This is a genomic window from Hoylesella timonensis S9-PR14 (assembly GCF_000762405.1).
GTDB classification, from domain to species: Bacteria; Bacteroidota; Bacteroidia; order Bacteroidales; family Bacteroidaceae; genus Prevotella; species Prevotella timonensis_A.
In genome coordinates, this window is sequence record NZ_JRPQ01000057.1 from 1 (window position 1) to 17,735 (window position 17,735).

Sequence of the window (17,735 nt, forward strand, 5' to 3'; positions counted from 1 at the left end):
TTTTTGGTTCAAAATGTAAGTTCGTTCAGTCGTGTAGCTCGCTACACTCCTTCACTCTCTTGCATTTTGACCTCAAAAATAAGCTCAAAATCTAACAAAGCTAATTTATAGAACCAGCCTAAAAGGAAAAAACTTGTACTTCTGCCTAAAAACAAGTACTTTTGTAACCAAATTCCCTGCGGATGACAGAGACACTCAAAGAGAAAACGGCAAAAGGTATATTTTGGGGGGCGATGAGCAACATCACCCTGCAATTGGTAGGTGTGGTGTTTGGCATCATGCTGGGTCGTATCCTGTCCGACGAAGACTATGGCATGATGGCGATGATAGCCATTTTTCAGTTGGTTGCCATTGCCCTTCAAAACAGTGGGTTCACGGTTGCTATTACCAATATGAAATCCCCTACCCACGATGACTACAACGCTGTGTTTTGGTTCAACATCTTGGTTGGCGGCACCTTGTACATCCTTTTGTTCCTATCCGCTCCCCTGATAGCCTCTTTCTACGACACGCCAGCCCTGACATCCCTATGCCGGTACAGTTTTTTAGGCATCCTCTTCGCCTCGTTCGGTACCGCCCAATCGGCATGGCTGTTCAAGAACTTACACGCCAAGCAACAAGCCAAAGCCAACATCGTTGCCGTATTGCTGTCGAGCATCACGGGAGTACTAATGGCGTGGGGCGGTTTTCGTTATTGGTCATTAGCCACTCAAAGTTTGGTGTATATCCTGCTGTGTACCCTACTCTACTGGCATTATTCGCCTTGGCGACCCTCCGTACATCATATTTCGTTTGCTCCCGTGAGACGAATGTTCAAGTTCTCATTCAAAATCCTACTCACCACGCTCATTACCCAAGTCAACAACAACGTGCTGAACATTCTGTTGGGCAGGTTATACACCAAACACGACGTGGGACAATACAACCAAGCCTACCAATGGGACAGCAAGGGATTTCAGTTGGTGCAGAGCATAGTGAACCAAGTAGCACAACCTGTACTCGTTGAACTGAAGAACGAGGCTGACCGACAGCTGCACGCTTTTCGCAAGATGATGCGCTTTTCGGCATTTCTCAGTTTCCCCCTCTTGTTGGGACTGGGACTGGTATCGCGCGAATTCATCGTGCTTACCATTACCGAGAAATGGCTTCCCAGTGCCCAACTCCTTCGGCTTTTGTGCGTGAGTGGGGCTATTTTTCCCCTCATCACATTAATGTCGAACCTCATCATCAGCAAAGGGAAAGCCAATGTTTACCTTGGTTGCACCGTTGCCTTGGGCGTATTACAAATCGTCCTCATGCTATTGCTGTGGCCATACGGCATCCGCAACATGGTTATTGCCTATGTATGCCTCAACGTGAGTTGGCTTTTTGTGTGGTTCTACTTCGTGAGAAAGTCCACGGGATACACGCTTCCGCAGTTTTTTAAGGATGTGTTGCCCTTTGCAGTCAGTGCATCAGTGGTCATGGTTGTGACCTACTACGCCACGCTGAGCATCACTCATCTGCTCCCATTATTAGTCGTCAGGGTGGTAATGGCAGCTGCTTTGTATTACATCATCATGCGCGTTGCCAAAGCAGAGATACTCTGCGAATGCCAAGCAGCCATTCTTTCTAAATGGAAGAAAAAGCGCTAAGGACATCCCTAAATCCATATTTTTATGTATATTTGCTCATTATTGAAAATCAAAGCAGAAATTTAACACATGCAAGCCATTATATTAGCCGCAGGAATGGGGCGCCGCTTAGGAAGCTACACCAAGGAAAACACCAAATGTATGGTACCCGTTAATGGGGTAAGACTCATTGACCGCGTGCTCACGCAACTCTCCGCATTGCATCTAAAGCGTGTATTGATGGTGGTGGGCTATAAGGGTAAAGAACTCATCCACCACATCGGAGAGCGATATGCAGACGCTCTAAAGATAGAATATGTAGAAAATCCTATTTACGACCGCACCAATAATATTTATTCATTGTCGTTGGTAAAGGAGCAGATGCAAGAAGACGACACGCTCTTGATAGAGTCGGATCTCATCTTCTCTGACCGACTTTTCGCCATGATTCTTGCCGACGAGCGTCCCAACATTGCCCTCGTTGCCAAATATGAGACATGGATGGACGGCACCATGGTGCGCATTGACGGTGATGGCAACATCGTAAACTTTGTTCCCAAAAAGGCTTTCAACTATCAGGAGGTTGACTCGTATTATAAAACGGTGAACATTTACAAGTTTAGCAAAGCGTTTTCGCAAACACAGTACGTTCCTTTTCTCGATGCTTATTGTAAAGCTTTGGGAAATAACGAATATTACGAACAGGTGTTGCGAGTGATTACGCTCTTGGACAAAACCAACCTCAAAGCACTTGACATTGGTAATGAGAAGTGGTACGAGATAGACGATGTGCAAGATTTGGACATTGCAGAAACCATTTTCGCTAAAGACGACGAGATGCTCAAGCGGTATAACTATCGCTATGGTGGGCATTGGCGTTTTCCAAAGATGCTGGACTACTGCTATTTGGTAAACCCCTACTTTCCTTGTGAACAGATGAAAGCCGAGATGAAAGCCAACTTTGACACTCTGTTGACTGAATATCCGTCGGGTATGTATGTTAACTCGTTGTTGGCAGGCAAGTGTTTTGGCATCAAACAAGAATACATGGTGGTGGGCAACGGTGCAGCAGAACTCATCAAGAGCCTCATGGAGAACGTTAAAGGTCATGTGGGCATGGTGTTCCCCACGTTCGAGGAATATCCGCATCGACTGCGAAAAGAGCAGATGGTGGCGTTTGTTCCGCCCTTGGACACGCTGCGATATACTGCCAACGACTTGATGAATTTCTACAAAGACAAGTCCATAGACATGCTGTTGCTCATCAATCCGGACAATCCCTCGGGCAACTTCATACCCAAAGCCGACGTTGTGAGACTGGCAGCATGGTGCAAGGAGCGAAATATACAGTTGGTGGTTGACGAGTCGTTTGTAGACTTTAGTGATGACTTTTTACACAACTCACTCCTCTGTGATGAGACATTGGAAGCATATCCCAACCTGTTGGTCATGAAAAGTATTTCAAAATCGTATGGCGTCCCTGGACTTCGGTTGGGCATTTTGGCTACCTCGCAACGAGAAACCATTGCTCGCATCAAGCAAGACGTGTCAATATGGAACATCAACTCGTTTGCCGAGTTCTTCATGCAGATATACAATAAATACCAAGCGCAATACGAAAAGGCATGTCAGCAATTTATTGACGAGCGCAATCGCTTTGCCTTACGATTGAAGGAGATACACTTTTTGCGTGTTCTGCCAACCCAAGCCAACTACTTTTGTTGTGAGGTAAAACCGCCTTATACTGCAGCCGAGCTGACCAAACAACTGTTGGCACGCTTTGACATCATGATAAAAGATTGCAACAGCAAGACATCGCTCAAAGGATTGAACTATATTCGCATCTCTATCCGTAACCAAGCGGACAACGACCAACTAATCACAGCATTGCTCAACCTACAAAACGAAACCATATAAATGAAAATATGTATTTGCGGAGGAGGTAACTTAGGGCATGTGGTGGCTGGTTTTTTGGCTGCACAACCCACTCATGAGGTGAGTTTGTTGACACGACATCCCGAACGATGGACGCATCATTTGCTCATTGACACCCCCAATGGAGAGGTGTTAAAGGGGGAGTTATGCCACATCAGTACGCATGCCAAAGAAGTAATACCTTCGGCAGAGTTGGTTTTGCTGTGTCTCCCAGGATATGCACTGCACGACACACTGGAGCAAATAAGTACGTACCTGTTGCCCCACGTACCTGTGGGAAGCATCGTGTCGAGTACGGGCTTCTTTTTTGAAGCGTTGGACATCTTGCCAGAAACCACTCCTCTCTTTGGTTTTCAGCGTGTACCTTTCATTGCCCGAACCACTCAATATGGACATCGAGCATCGCTGTTGGGCTATAAACCTCAACTCAATTTAGCAATTGAACGAGGTGGTGAGGCTACCGAAACATTAAGGGAAACATTGCAAGAAATGTTGCATACCCCCATCAGTCTGTTAGATAACTATTACGAAGCGAGTTTGACAAATAGCAATCCGCTGTTGCACACCGCTCGTCTGTACGAGCTATGGCACACTTGGCACAAAGAGATTGTATATAAAGAGGTGCCGCTTTTCTACACCGATTGGACCGATGAAGCCGCACTGTTATACATCCAAATGGACGAAGAACTTCAAACTCTATTGAGCAAGTTAAAGGTAAAGCAGGGCGCAATACCCACTGTCCTCGACTATTACGAGAGTACGGATGCACATAGTTTAAGCAAAAAACTGTCGTCCATTACTGCCTTTCAAGGCATACCTGCGCCCATGAAAGCCGTTGAAGGGGGTTATCAACCCGACTTTTCCAGTAGGTATTTCACAGAAGACTTCCCCTATGGGCTGGCTATCATCCACCGATTGGCACATCAACACGGTGTAGAGGTTCCTCATATCGACAAGGTTTATGAATGGGGGATACGTCAATTGTCAAAATAAAGCAACAGTCATGAACACATCACTCATACCACACGAGGAACTGCGCCAACGCTTCGATCCTGACGGTTCGTTGCTGCGCCGCCAACAAATGCGCATGCTGCACATCCTTGTTGAGGTTGATAAGATATGCCAACGCCACAACATTCGGTATTGGCTCAGCAGTGGAACATTGATAGGTGCCGTTCGGCATGGCGGCTTCATCCCCTGGGATGATGACTTGGACATTGAGATGATGCGCTCAGACTACGAGCGGCTTTTGGAAATTCTACCTCACGAACTGCCCGAAGATTTGGCATTGCAAGCCCATAGTACCGACCCAAATTACTGTTACCATTACGCAAAGGTGCGCGACCGTTGTTCCTATATCGAAGAGAAGCCCAACTACGACCGCTTTTTTAAGCATCGTGGCATCTATATAGACATCTTCCCTTTGGAGAAACAACACATGTGGACACACAAACTCTCGGAACTTTCCTTCGGTCATGCCTACAAACTCATGCGTACCTACAAGGGGAGCGACGAGGAGTGCATGAAAAAAGTGAAACGACTGTATGCGTGGAATGTAAGATTTATCTACCCATTATTGCGCTTGGTGAATCGCATCACGGGCGCAAAGACCATCACCAGCGGACTTGGGATTCCGTTTCACAATCCCCGATATGAAGAGGATATATTCCCATTGACAACCATTATGTTTGAAAATTGTTCGTTCATGGCTCCCCATGACAGCGACCGAATGTTGCGATACCTTTATGGCGACTATATGAAGCTGCCCGATTTAAGCCAACTGAAGCCTCATACAGGCAGCATTGAAATATACAATAACGAAACCAATAAACATTGATAGGACATGAAACAGCCTGCAAAAACAGACGTGGCGGTACTGATACTCTTCTTTAACCGTCCCAAGGAACTGGGCAACCTGTTTGAACAAATCAAACTGGCTCGCCCCAGCAAGTTGTATCTGTATCAGGATGGACCACGCAACGACAGCGACTTGCCACGCATGGAAGCGTGCCGAAAGCTGCTCGACGATGAACAGATTGACTGGGAATGTGAGGTACATCGCAACTACCAAGAGGTGAACAGAGGCTGCGACCCTTCCGAATATCTCTCCCAAAAGTGGGCATTCAGCCATGAAGACAAGTGCATTGTCTTGGAAGATGACAACGTGCCTGCCCTCTCGTTCTTCCCTTTTTGCAAAGAATTGCTTAACAGATATGCACATGATGAGCGCATCGGCATGATTGCAGGCATGAATTACGATGAAGAAACACTGGGGATTCCCGATGATTATTTCTTCACCACCACCTTTAGCATCAGTGGTTGGGCATCGTGGAAACGGGTAGTTGACAAATGGGACGCTACTTATTCGTTCCTTGACGACAAGTACAATCGGCAGCAGTTGGAAGCCCTCATTAAAGAAAGGAAATACCAAAGCGACTTTATTGAGTTTTGCGAGTATCACCGTTCGGTGGGGAAAGCTTATTACGAAACGATTTTTCATGCAGCCATCTTCTTCCATTCACAACTCTGCATCGTTCCCCGAGTGAACATGATTAGCAACGCTGGAGCTACCGAAGACGGAGTTCACCTCAGTGGGAGCAATGACGACTTGCCCAAAGCCATTCGAGGTATCTTCACCATGCAACGCCACGAACTGGCGTTTCCACTGAAACACCCACGATACATCATTGAGAATGTGGGCTATAAGCACCGCATGTTCCGCATCATGGGCTGGGGACATCCTTGGCTTAAGATAGGACGATCGGTAGAAGAGCTGTTCATCAACTTGCGTAAAGGCAACTTCAAACGCATCAAAGAGGCGATGGTCAACCGCATGCGAAAACTATGTGGCAAATCCAAATGGGACTAACAATAGCTTAAAAGAACAAACATCTTAAATAATAAAAAACCTACATTTATGAAAAAAACACTCATTTTTGCTGCCCTCACACTATCTCTATCTGTGGCAGCCCAATCCAATCCATTGTGGATGAGACACACTTCGATCTCTCCCGATGGGCAAACTATTGCGTTTTCGTACAAGGGCGACGTGTTCACCGTACCCGCTTCGGGCGGTCAGGCACGACAGCTTACCTCGAATGCAGCATACGATTCCTACCCCATTTGGAGTCCTGACGGCAAGAAGATTGCTTTCGCATCAAGCCGTGAAGGTAGCTTGGACATCTATGTAATGAACAAATTCGGCGGCGAACCCAAGCGATTGACGACCCGAAGCACCAACGAAACTCCCATTGCATGGCGTGACAACGAACACATCCTGTTCAGTGCAACTATCATGCCAACAGCAAAATCTATCTTTTTTGCCAGCAGTCAGTTCCCACAGGTGTACGAGGTAAACTTGAAAGGCGACCGCCCAAAACTCTTCTCTGTTGTGAACATGGAGGATTTGAGCATCAACCAAAAGGGCGAGATATTATATCATGACAAGAAAGGATACGAAGACCCATTTCGTAAACATCACCAATCGCCCATCACAAGAGACATATGGCTCAACCAAAATGGCAACTTTAGCAAACTTACTACTTTCAATGGTGAGGATCGTACACCACGCTGGGCACCCGATGGCATCTCTTTTTACTACTTAAGTGAGGAAGACGGAACCTTCAATGTGTACAAGCGAGGGATGAAAAGCGCTGACAAGACACAAATTACTCACCACACCAAACACCCCGTGCGCTATCTTTCGGTGGCACAAAATGGGCGAATTTGTTACAGTTACGACGGTGAGATATACACCCAAATGGGGTCGGCTGCACCACAAAAAGTAAACGTGAGCATTACTGCCGACCGTAATGACATCGACCTAAAACGCCAAATCAACTCGTGGGGAGCGACAGAGATTGCTCTTTCCCCCAACGGAAAGGAAATAGGATTCGTGCTACACGGTGACGTGTATGTGACCAACATCGAATACAAAACTACTAAACAAATCACCGATACGCCCGAACAAGAGCGTTCGATTGAATTCTCTCCCGATGGTCTCGCTATTGTCTACGCATCAGAACGAGAAGGGTTGTGGCAGATTTACCAAACGACTATGAAAAATAAAGCGGAGAAACAGTTCGCATATGCCACCGACTTACAGGAGGAACGTCTTATCCATTCGGCTTATACCTCTTTCCAACCGCAATACAGTCCCGATGGGAAAAGCATTGCTTTCTTTGAGAACAGGGGTACGCTCAAGGTGCTTGATGTGAAGAGCAAGAAAGTAAGAACCGTGATGGACGGCAAATATGTTTACTCTTATAGCGACGGAGACATTTGGTTTGAATGGAGTCCAGACAGCAAATGGCTCATCTCCAATTATATCGGAACAGGAGGATGGAACAACCAAGACATCGCCTTGATTGACGCAGAAGGTAAAAAGCCCATTTACAACCTTACACAAAGTGGCTACAATGCTGGTAATGGAAAATGGGTATTAGGCGGAAAAGCCATCATCTTCCAAAGCGACCGAGCAGGCTATCGCAGTCATGGAAGTTGGGGAACCGAGGACGATGTGTACATCATGTTCTTCGACTTGGACGAATATGAGAAGTTCAAGATGACGAAAGAGGAAAAGAGTCTCCTCGATGAAGCAGAGAAAGAAAAGAAGAAAGCCGAAGAGCCAAAGACGGTAGACGTGACGGTGAAGAAGAAAGAAAAGAAGGAAGAGCCTATCAAATTGGACTTGGACAACTGTCGCGACCGCGTGCTTAGGCTCACTGTCAACTCATGCCGATTGGGCGATGCTGTGCTAAGCAACGACGGAAACGCACTCTATTATCAGGCTGCCTTCGAAGGTGGTTACGACTTATGGAAACATGATCTACAAGATAAGAGTACAAAAATTGTGTTGAAATGTGTTGGAGGCGGCGGTATGCTGGCAGACAAAGACTTCAAGAATCTGTACCTGTGCTCTGGAGGGGGTATCAAGAAGATAGATATAGGCAGCAACTCGTCGAAAAATGTCGATTTTGAAGCACGTTTCAACTATAAGCCTTATCAAGAAAGGGAGTACATGTTCAACCACATCTGGCAGCAGGTGAAGGATAAATTTTATAAGGTCGACCTGCACGGTGTCGATTGGGAAGGCTACAAAAAGAGTTATGCACGGTTCTTACCTTATATCAATAACAACTACGACTTCAGCGACATGCTGAGCGAGATGTTGGGCGAACTGAACGCATCACACACAGGTGCGCGTTATTTTGGCGGTGGTGCCAACCTTAGCACAGCCACCTTGGGTTTGTTCTACGACCAGACGTACGATGGAGATGGACTGAAAGTCGAGGAAGTTATCAATCGTGGACCTTTCTCGGTGAAGAAAACAGGGGTTACAAAAGGCTGCATCATTGAGAAGATAGACGGTGAACCGATATTGAAAGACAAAGACTACTACTATATGTTGGACGGAAAGTCGGGTCGCAATGTCAGGGTATCGGTGTACAATCCTGCCACTAAAAAGCGTTTTGATGTAACGGTTAAAGCCATTAGCAAGGGCTACCAAGACGAATTGCTGTACAGACGATGGGTGGACAGGAATCGCCAATTGGTAGATAGTCTGTCGCATGGACGGTTGGCATACGTACACGTGAAAGCCATGGATAGTGAGAGTTTCCGCACTGTATTCCATGAATTGCTGAGCGATAAGAACAGAAATCGCGAGGCAGTGATTGTAGACGAGCGACACAATGGTGGCGGCTGGCTGCACGATGACTTGTGTACGCTGCTCTCAGGCAAGCAATATCAGAGTTTTGTCCCACGTGGGCAGTTCATTGGCAAAGACCCTTGGAACAAGTGGACCAAGCCTTCGTGCGTCATGGTGTGCGAAGACGACTACAGCAACGGACATGGATTCCCGTTTGTGTACAAGGAGTTGGGCATTGGAAAACTGATTGGTACGCCAGTTGCGGGTACTATGACCGCCGTTTGGTGGGAAACACTCATCGACAATACCATGGTCTTTGGAATCCCACAAGTAGGTTGCCGAGACATGCGAGGCAACTTTGGAGAGAACACACAACTCAATCCTGACATTGAAGTGTACAACACTCCAGAGGATTATATCAATGGCAACGACCAACAGTTGAAACGGGCTGTTGAGGAGATGTTAAAGAAATAATGTTGCAACCAACATTGCCTAAATAATTTAGACAATGAAGTAATACAAACGAAAACCTATCTGAAGCTGTCCAAAGCCTGACACTTTCAGATAGGTTTTATCATGAGATATCCTAAAGAAGCATGGACACCATGCCCAAACCTCATTTGGAAATCTACAAACTATTCTTGGTTAATTCGGCATAAACCAGTTGGAACTGATGCTCTATATTTATATAATCTTGCCATTTCTCATAGATTTTATCAACCTCCGTATAATAATCCAATAAGGACATCTCACCAATTTCAACAATCTTTCGAAGAGTTTGTAGCGATTGACGTAAGAAAATCAAATCATAGGTACTCAAAGAAGTGCGCAATTGTTCGAGTTCGTTCTGGCGTGCCCTCCATTCATTAGTTACTTTCATTTGCACATTTGCTTTTCTTAGCAACGCTCCTTCTAAAGCAGCCTGCGCTGCTTTCTTTTTGTGTTGGTTTGTGTAAAGCGGCAAAGCAAATCCTATTTGCACTCCATTACTAATAAAATCCCCCTCTGTATTGCGTCGATATCCAATGGTAAGACGTGGCAACCAACTATTTTTATTGACATTCAGTTGCTGTTGAGCCGCTTCCCCATAACCTTTAGCAGCGAGAACTTCCGCATCTGTTTGCAATAAGTGAGTGCGTAACGAATCCGCATTAAACTTGGTCGTGACCAAAGGATAAGCCAAATGTTCTAAGAGAAGGGGTTGATTTCCATTAAGTATCAGTAACTCTTGGTATACTCGCTGTCGGGCTGCCTCATTCTTTGCAATGTCAGCATGTAGAGACATTTGTTCCATTTTTAGTTTGTTCAGTTCAAGGATAGTAGCCTCTCCATGTTCAAACCGTTTTTGATACAATTCCGAAAGCCGCTGGGCTTTCTCTAAGCGGTCAGCCAAAACGTTCTTCAATTGATTCAACTGAATCCAATCCAAACATTTGATTTTTGCCTCGAGTAGCAGGTCTCTTCGCTTTGTCTGATACTCCAAGTTCAATACCCTGTGCTGTTTCTTTGCCAATAATCGTCTGGCACCATACAATGTAGGGAAGTCAAACTCTTGCGAAACGATGAGTTCGGAACTGGAAATGCCAGGAATGCCACTCCTCATAAATGGACTATACTCCACTGAAAGGCCTTCAACGGTATTGCTTTGTTTTATTTCTTCGACCTCGCTCGCTACATCTTTTTGTGCTGCCTGCAATTCTATATTGTTCTTTTCAATGCTTTTAAGCACATCGTCAATACCTTGCGCTTGGCTATACAAAACGCAAGGTAGGATTGCCCACAAAATAGTTGTTCTTTTTATCATGACCATTTTATATAAATTCATTACTTATTTCTTTCCGACAAATCCACTCATAAACAATCGGTATAATAAAGGCATTTAAGAAAGTAGAACTTAAGAGTCCGCCCAAGATGACAGTTGCCATAGGACTTTGAATCTCATTGCCGGGCAAATCACCACGAAAAACAAGTGGAACGAGCGCCAACGCTGAGGTTAGGGCAGTCATCAAGATGGGATTAAGACGGTCGGAAGAACCTTTTAACACGCTCTCTCGTACCGACAGTCCCTCATCTTCTCTTAACGAGTTGTAGCGAGTAATGAGCAACATCCCATTTCGTGTGGCAATTCCAAATAAAGAAATAAACCCGATAATGGCAGGAATACTCACTTCGCCAGATGTCATCCAAAGAACCAACACGCCTCCAATGAGTGCAAAAGGCAAGTTCAGAAGAATGACACCACTTTCTACCGCATTTCTAAACTGCATATACAAAAGCAAAAAGATGACGACAATGCTCAGCAAAGAGGTGAGCAATAAGGTCTTACTGGCAGATTTCTCGCTTTCAAACTGTCCACCATATTCAATATGATACCCTTCAGGAAGATTCACTTTTGCGTTGATTTCTTTTTGAATATCGTTCACAACACTTCCCAAATCTCGTCCATTGGCATTGGCTGAAATCACTATTTTACGAGCCACATTTTCACGATGAATGGTATTGGGACCTGTGGAAGAGATAATATCTGCAATATTACTCAATGGAATCTTATTGCCGTTAGAGGTATCCACCATTAGGTTTCGTATGTCCGCCATCGTACGTCGGCTCTCTTCATCCGAGCGTACGATGAGGTTAAAACTTTTGTTTCCTTCGTACACTTGTGACACCTGCTCGCCTTTTAAGAACACCGCAATATAATCATTGAACTCGGGTTCTGTGATTCCATAGCGTGCCAACATTTCAGGTCGTGGCACTATTTTCAACTCAGGGCGCTCCACTTGCTGCTCTAAATTAAGATCTTCTATGCCATCTACATCTTCAATGGCAGATTTTATTTGACCACCAAGCATATACATCTTATTGAGGTCTTCACCAAACAATTTTATGGCAATGCTCGCTTTTGTACCACTGAGCATCGCATCAATACGGTGAGTAATAGGTTGCCCTATCTCAATGTTAGCCCCCACTATGGTAGACAGCTTTTCTCTTACATCATTTAAGAGCGCCTGAGGTGAACGATTTGTCAACTCAAAGGGTGCTTCTATCTCCGACATATTCACGCCCAAGGCATGCTCATCCAACTCTGCACGTCCCGTTTTACGTGCTACCGTCTTTATCTCTGGAATAGAAAGTAAAATCTTTTCTGCCTGCTGACCAATCTTATTGGATTCCTCTAAGGATATGCCTGGCATGGAACTCACATTGATGGTAAACGACCCTTCGTTGAAAGGTGGTAAAAAACTGTGTCCTAAGGTAAAGAAAATACACAAGGTTGCCAATAGCACACCGCAGGCACTCCATAGCACTACCCGTTTATGGTAGAGTACCCAAGACAATCCTGTTGCGTAATGTCGCTTCAACCAATCTACAACTTTCGGCTCTTTCCATTTCACATTGTTTTGATTCATGTGTACATTAAGTAAATAACTGCACAGCACGGGAGTGAGGGTAAGCGCCACAACGGTCGATGCAAACAATGCCACAATAAAGGCGATGCCTAAGGGTATTAACATTCTTCCTTCCATACCGCTAAGAAAGAACAAAGGCACAAAACTGGCAACGATAATCAGTGTAGAGTTCAAGATGGGCAAGCGTACCTCTCTGGAAGCATGGTAAACAACATTCAGGATACCCAACCGCTCGGCTTTGGGCAAGAGATGATTCTCTCGCAACTTGCGCCAAACATTTTCAACATCGACAATAGCATCGTCCACCAACGACCCTATGGCAATAGCCATACCACCTAAACTCATGGTATTGACACTCTCTCCTAACTGGTGTAACACTAACAAGGAGACCAAGAGTGACAACGGAATGGTAACCAAAGAAATGATGGTGGTACGTACATTGGCTAAAAACAAGAACAGTACAATCACCACAAAAAGCGCACCTTCAAGGAGTGAATCCTTTACGTTGTCAATAGAGCTTTGGATAAAGCGCGACTGTCTAAACACATCTGTAGATACATGGACATTCGCTGGTAAGTCTTTCTGCAAATCTTCAATAGCCTTATCCAAGACTTCCGTCAACTCTATGGTTCCTGTATTAGGTTGTTTGGTAACGGTGAGCAACACTGCAGGCTTCCCCTTTTCGGAAGCAACACCTAATTTGGGACTTTCCGAACCAATTTTTATCTCTGCAACATCAGACAAAGTCACGGGATAATCGCCTGTTTTCTTCACCACAGTCTTGCCGATACGCTCAAGAGCAGGAGTCGGCATCATTCCTCGAATTACATACTCATTCCCAAATTCGTAAAGTACACCGCCATTCGTATTCTTATTCATGCCTCGAGTGGCTGCCATCACATCTGCCAAATTCACGCCATAGTGATTCATCTTGCGGGGATTCACCTGTATTTGGTATTCTTTCTGATCACCTCCAATGACTGCAACTTGTGCAACACCACCAATAGAGAGCAGTCGTGGACGAATCGTCCAGTCGGCTAAAGTACGGAGATCTAACATGGAAGTGCTATCCGATGTCAGGCTTACTATCATCACCTCGCCCAAGATAGACGATTGCGGCCCCAAGGTGGGTCGACGTACTGTGCTGGGTAATGATTCTGAAACGGTTAAGAGCTTTTCCGAAACAATTTGGCGTGCACGATAAATGTCTGTCCCCCAATCAAACTCAACCCATACAACCGAAAATCCTGTTGTTGATGAAGAGCGTACCCTGCGCACACCTGTGGCGCCATTCACGGAAGTCTCAATGGGAAAAGTAACCAACTGTTCCACTTCCTCTGCTGCCATTCCCTCTGCCTCCGTCATTACCACCACAGTGGGTGCATTGAGGTCAGGAAATACGTCCACTTCTGTTCGATGGACGCTGTACAAGCCCATGAAGACGAGTACCACCGCACATACCAAAATCAGAAGACGATTGTGTAATGAAAATTTAATAATTTTATCTAACATAACGTTCCTCTCCCCCTACTAATGCGAATGACCTGGTATCTCCATTGTTGATGCGGCGAGCTTTACATGAATTGCTCCTTGTATCACTACCTTCTCTCCACTCTTTAATCCCGATAGGATTTCTACTCGTGTACCATCCGACTCACCTAACTTCACTTCCTGCTTTCGATAGTGAGCCGCTTCTTCTTGGATATAAATAAAATAGACTCCTTGCTCTTCTGTAATGGCAGATATAGGAACACTCAGCACATTGGGGCGTTGCGTTGTCAACAAATAAATCTCGGCAAACGCACCAGGAATAACCCCATTGCGATTATCAAATTCGAACGTGACAGGTATGAAAGCCGACTCTATGCTGGAGCCCTTTCCATAAGTCAATAGTTTCCCACCCATTGAGGAAAGCTGATACACCTGTTGACTATAAGAGGTCTTGAAGTTGGCAGATGTAATTTGGCTCAACATACCATAACTACTTTCTGGCACTTCTGCTCGCAAATAAAGATGCTTGTTTTGAGAAATCGTCATGAGTGGCTGCCCTACTTCCACATAGTCGCCTTGTTTTACCAAGCACTCTTTGATAAACCCTGACATCTGTGCAACCACAGCTATTCCACTCGAATTACTTTTTCCCAAAGCCTTATAAGCGAGTGCGGCTCGTTCCATGTTGGCTTTGGCATCTAAATATTCTTTCTGCGTCACAATTTTGTCAGCTACCAAGTCTTTCTTTCGCTTATAATCTGCTAAAGCCGTTTCATAAGCAATTCGAGCCCGTTGTGCAACATCTCCTTCAGGGAGTTGATTAGAGGAAATGCGGAACACACTCGTGCCTTTACCCACCGACATTCCCTCGGTCAGAGGGTGCAGCATTGACACAATACCTGCCACCGTAGCCACTACAGTCTTTTCAGAACCAGAAGCTGGCAACACCTTACCACTCACTTTCAGTACACCATGAAAGGCAGCTGGCTTTATCTCTCGTACCACAACTCCAGCAGCTTGCGCTTTCTTCTGGTCTAACTCAATCAAGTTAGCTGCCTCATGAGACGCCTCCTCTGCTTTCTCCGTTTGTAAATTTGAATGCTGTTGGGGATTGTTTTGACAAGCTGAAAGAAACATCCCCCCTAAAATAATCTTATAAAAGAATGGTCTGTACATACATTTAATTGTTTTGTATGCAAAGTTAACCATATAGGGATGCAACTTGGTGTCAAACCCTCATCGGGTTCGAAAAGGCGGAAATTCAAATGTTTTGTTATCTGTGGGAGTCTTTCTTCGCTTGACAGTCGGGACATAAGCCCTTTAACATGTAATTGACAGCATGAACCTGAAAACCTTCGGGCAACTCAAGAATTGGTGCATGTAGTGCCTTAAAACAAAAAACTTCTTGACATTCTTCACAATAAAAGTGGACGTGCATGTCGTCATCTACATGTGTGTTATCGGTAGTGCAGATTTCATACCGTGCCAATCCCTTACCATCTTCTATGGAGTGAATGACTCCTTTTCTTAAAAAGAGTCGCAATACACGAAAGATACTTGATTTCTCTAAGGTCAACAGGTTGTTCTCTAAGTCGGAGAGACTCACAGGTCGATTCATTTCGATGATGGTGCGCAACACCAATATGCGATTGGAAGTAGGCTTGACGCCCGCTTTATTTAGAATGTGAATAATAAGATCGATGTCTGCTTTCATAGCTGAAAAATATTTAGAAAAGATAAAAAACCATGTATTACATGTTGCTCAAAGCGCGACGAATAGCTCGTTTACAATAGCGGGGCTGCAAAGAATCACTCCTATTCAGAAAGAACATTCTGGTGTTGCTGCACAAATTTGTGTTTCACATTTTTACTCACAGGGAGAGGAAATTCCTGTTGTGAAACCATTGTCATCATACAGTAATCTCTCCCGAACCAATACAACAATGGTGCTGCTCATCATAAACCACACAGAACTGTCCTGGTGCAACACCATGTATTGCGGTCTCTGCATGAACAGTATAACTATCTGGTGCTGTTTGTACGATGATACCTGAGTGAAATTCAGGGGTGTGTCGAATCTTAAAGGTCACATGATGCATGTCTACAGGCATTGTCAAAAAATGGAAGTCATGAATCTTGAAGTCCTTTTGATAGGCGGTTTGGGGGTCATAGCCTTTACTAATATATAATACATTGTTGGCGACATCTTTCTTCACCACAAACCAAGGACCGCCTCCAAAGCCTAACCCATGACGCTGACCAATGGTGTGGAACCACAATCCACGATGCTCGCCTATCTGTTTTCCCGTTTCCAGTTCAATGACCTTTCCACGATTTTCACCGACATACCTACGCAAATATTCGTTGTAATTGATTTGCCCTAAGAAACAAATACCCTGACTATCCTTCCGTTTGGCATTGATGAGGTGTTCACGCTCAGCAATCTTACGCACCTCACCCTTCTGATAATGCCCTATGGGGAACAGGGCTTTCTTGAGCTGCCAATCATAGATTTGAGCCAAGAAATCTGTTTGATCTTTCACAGGGTCAGGACTTGTAGTAAGCCACTTCCTACCTTCTATTATCTCGGTTTGAGCATAATGCCCCGTCGCTATCAAGTCGTATTGATACCCCATCTTTTCATGAAAGGCACCGAACTTGATAAGTCGATTGCACATCACATCGGGATTGGGCGTGTACCCTGCCTTCACTTTCTCCATAGTGTAGCGAGTCACCTCATTCCAATACTCTTTGTGACAGTCTACCACCTGCAACTTACAAGCGTATTTGGCTGCTACATGAGTCGCCATCTCTAAATCTTCTTCCGATGTGCAATCCCATTCTTCTTGCTCTTCGGGTCCAATTTTGATGTAAAAGCAGTCGGGTTGTATGCCCATACGCACCAACTCGTACACGACCACCGAACTGTCAACGCCCCCAGAGAGCAACACCGCAATACGCTTATTCTTTATTTCATCTATGTTCATCAATGCAATAGCCCTTTCATCTATGTTGTGGTTGATAGTGCAAAGATAATGATTTATTTCAGGTTATGCGATGATTACAAGGCGATTTTATGGTCTACGAGGAGAGAACTACTGTGTTCACTCAAAATATCGCATGCTGTCTATACATCACTATTTTTGACTTCCATGCACACCTCTTTCAGTGAAGACTCATATTTATACAACGAAAAGCACCCACGAAGCCACGTAAGTCATATTGATGTTATGCCTCATGGAAGGCTCATCAATGCTGAATTTTCTTTACAAAGTACCTCTCAAAACTCGCGTGAAAACATCCAACGGCAAAGTGGGTCGCAAATATGCGAATTTTGAGCAAGGTTTGTAATCCGTTGTTATTGAGTATGTTACATCTATGGCGCTACTCTTCTTACCTATTTTCACCACATTTTGGCGACTAACCCATTGAGATAAGCCTCCAATTTGCATGCTTTAATGCCTCTATGTTATGTAAATAACACCCTTAAAGAGTGTTTCCAAGGGCGTTAAGTCAATGTTTGAACTAAAAAAGCCCTCTATTTTGTGAAAATCAGCCCATTTTTGTAGTGTGTTTGCCTATTCATTTTTTCTATTTTGAAGATTTTAGATGGTCGTTTTTTGGTAAAATAATAGGACA

Annotated in this window: 11 protein-coding genes; 6 read left to right on the forward strand and 5 right to left on the reverse strand. The window is 44.8% G+C overall.

Going from position 1 to position 17,735, the window contains the following annotated elements; genetic code table 11:
- Positions 1 to 182: 182 nt before the first annotated feature.
- The 6 genes from HMPREF9304_RS02595 to HMPREF9304_RS02620 all read left to right on the forward strand — a co-directional run bounded on the left by HMPREF9304_RS02595 (position 183) and on the right by HMPREF9304_RS02620 (position 9,672).
- The gene (locus HMPREF9304_RS02595) at positions 183 to 1,634 is read left to right on the forward strand and encodes a lipopolysaccharide biosynthesis protein (RefSeq protein WP_036926235.1); all 1,452 of its coding nucleotides are present in this window, start codon (positions 183 to 185) and stop codon (positions 1,632 to 1,634) included.
- A gap of 69 nt (positions 1,635 to 1,703) precedes the next feature.
- Positions 1,704 to 3,530 (forward strand): aminotransferase class I/II-fold pyridoxal phosphate-dependent enzyme, encoded by a 1,827-nt coding sequence (locus HMPREF9304_RS02600; RefSeq protein ID WP_036926236.1) that lies wholly within the window; start codon positions 1,704 to 1,706, stop codon positions 3,528 to 3,530.
- The gene (locus HMPREF9304_RS02605; RefSeq protein ID WP_036926237.1) at positions 3,531 to 4,541 is read left to right on the forward strand and encodes an NAD/NADP octopine/nopaline dehydrogenase family protein; all 1,011 of its coding nucleotides are present in this window, start codon (positions 3,531 to 3,533) and stop codon (positions 4,539 to 4,541) included.
- 10 nt (positions 4,542 to 4,551) lie between these two features.
- Positions 4,552 to 5,385: a LicD family protein gene (locus HMPREF9304_RS02610; RefSeq protein ID WP_036926238.1), complete on the forward strand. Its 834-nt coding sequence runs from the start codon at positions 4,552 to 4,554 to the stop codon at positions 5,383 to 5,385.
- A 6-nt stretch (positions 5,386 to 5,391) separates the two neighbouring features.
- Positions 5,392 to 6,417: a hypothetical protein gene (locus HMPREF9304_RS02615; protein ID WP_036926239.1), complete on the forward strand. Its 1,026-nt coding sequence runs from the start codon at positions 5,392 to 5,394 to the stop codon at positions 6,415 to 6,417.
- 48 nt (positions 6,418 to 6,465) lie between these two features.
- Positions 6,466 to 9,672 (forward strand): S41 family peptidase, encoded by a 3,207-nt coding sequence (locus HMPREF9304_RS02620; protein ID WP_036926241.1) that lies wholly within the window; start codon positions 6,466 to 6,468, stop codon positions 9,670 to 9,672.
- Between the two features lie 154 nt (positions 9,673 to 9,826).
- Here the strand turns inward: HMPREF9304_RS02620 and HMPREF9304_RS02625 are convergent, their stop codons facing one another.
- The 5 genes from HMPREF9304_RS02625 to mnmA form a co-directional block, all read right to left on the reverse strand.
- Entirely contained in the window at positions 9,827 to 11,002 is a 1,176-nt protein-coding gene (locus HMPREF9304_RS02625) for a TolC family protein (protein ID WP_197061629.1), read from the reverse strand.
- A 7-nt stretch (positions 11,003 to 11,009) separates the two neighbouring features.
- On the reverse strand, positions 11,010 to 14,117 hold the full coding sequence (locus HMPREF9304_RS02630) for an efflux RND transporter permease subunit (RefSeq protein ID WP_036926243.1): 3,108 nt from the start codon (positions 14,115 to 14,117) through the stop codon (positions 11,010 to 11,012).
- Between the two features lie 18 nt (positions 14,118 to 14,135).
- A complete protein-coding gene (locus HMPREF9304_RS02635; protein WP_036926244.1) occupies positions 14,136 to 15,272 on the reverse strand; it encodes an efflux RND transporter periplasmic adaptor subunit in 1,137 nt (378 codons plus the stop codon).
- A gap of 97 nt (positions 15,273 to 15,369) precedes the next feature.
- Positions 15,370 to 15,810: a Fur family transcriptional regulator gene (locus tag HMPREF9304_RS02640; RefSeq protein WP_036926246.1), complete on the reverse strand. Its 441-nt coding sequence runs from the start codon at positions 15,808 to 15,810 to the stop codon at positions 15,370 to 15,372.
- A gap of 196 nt (positions 15,811 to 16,006) precedes the next feature.
- Positions 16,007 to 17,083, reverse strand: a complete 1,077-nt coding sequence (gene mnmA / locus HMPREF9304_RS02645) for a tRNA 2-thiouridine(34) synthase MnmA (protein ID WP_197061630.1) — start codon at positions 17,081 to 17,083, stop codon at positions 16,007 to 16,009.
- Positions 17,084 to 17,735 lie beyond the last annotated feature (652 nt).

Excerpts from the sequence above, each read along its gene's own strand:
- HMPREF9304_RS02595 (WP_036926235.1), top strand. The coding sequence starts at position 183 with ATGACAGAGACACTCAAAGAGAAAACGGCAAAAGGTATATTTTGGGGG.
- HMPREF9304_RS02600 (WP_036926236.1), top strand. The coding sequence starts at position 1,704 with ATGCAAGCCATTATATTAGCCGCAGGAATGGGGCGCCGCTTAGGAAGC.
- HMPREF9304_RS02605 (WP_036926237.1), top strand. The coding sequence starts at position 3,531 with ATGAAAATATGTATTTGCGGAGGAGGTAACTTAGGGCATGTGGTGGCT.
- HMPREF9304_RS02610 (WP_036926238.1), top strand. The coding sequence starts at position 4,552 with ATGAACACATCACTCATACCACACGAGGAACTGCGCCAACGCTTCGAT.
- HMPREF9304_RS02615 (WP_036926239.1), top strand. The coding sequence starts at position 5,392 with ATGAAACAGCCTGCAAAAACAGACGTGGCGGTACTGATACTCTTCTTT.
- HMPREF9304_RS02620 (WP_036926241.1), top strand. The coding sequence starts at position 6,466 with ATGAAAAAAACACTCATTTTTGCTGCCCTCACACTATCTCTATCTGTG.
- HMPREF9304_RS02625 (WP_197061629.1), bottom strand. The coding sequence starts at position 11,002 with ATGATAAAAAGAACAACTATTTTGTGGGCAATCCTACCTTGCGTTTTG.
- HMPREF9304_RS02630 (WP_036926243.1), bottom strand. The coding sequence starts at position 14,117 with ATGTTAGATAAAATTATTAAATTTTCATTACACAATCGTCTTCTGATT.
- HMPREF9304_RS02635 (WP_036926244.1), bottom strand. The coding sequence starts at position 15,272 with ATGTACAGACCATTCTTTTATAAGATTATTTTAGGGGGGATGTTTCTT.
- HMPREF9304_RS02640 (WP_036926246.1), bottom strand. The coding sequence starts at position 15,810 with ATGAAAGCAGACATCGATCTTATTATTCACATTCTAAATAAAGCGGGC.
- mnmA (WP_197061630.1), bottom strand. The coding sequence starts at position 17,083 with ATGAACATAGATGAAATAAAGAATAAGCGTATTGCGGTGTTGCTCTCT.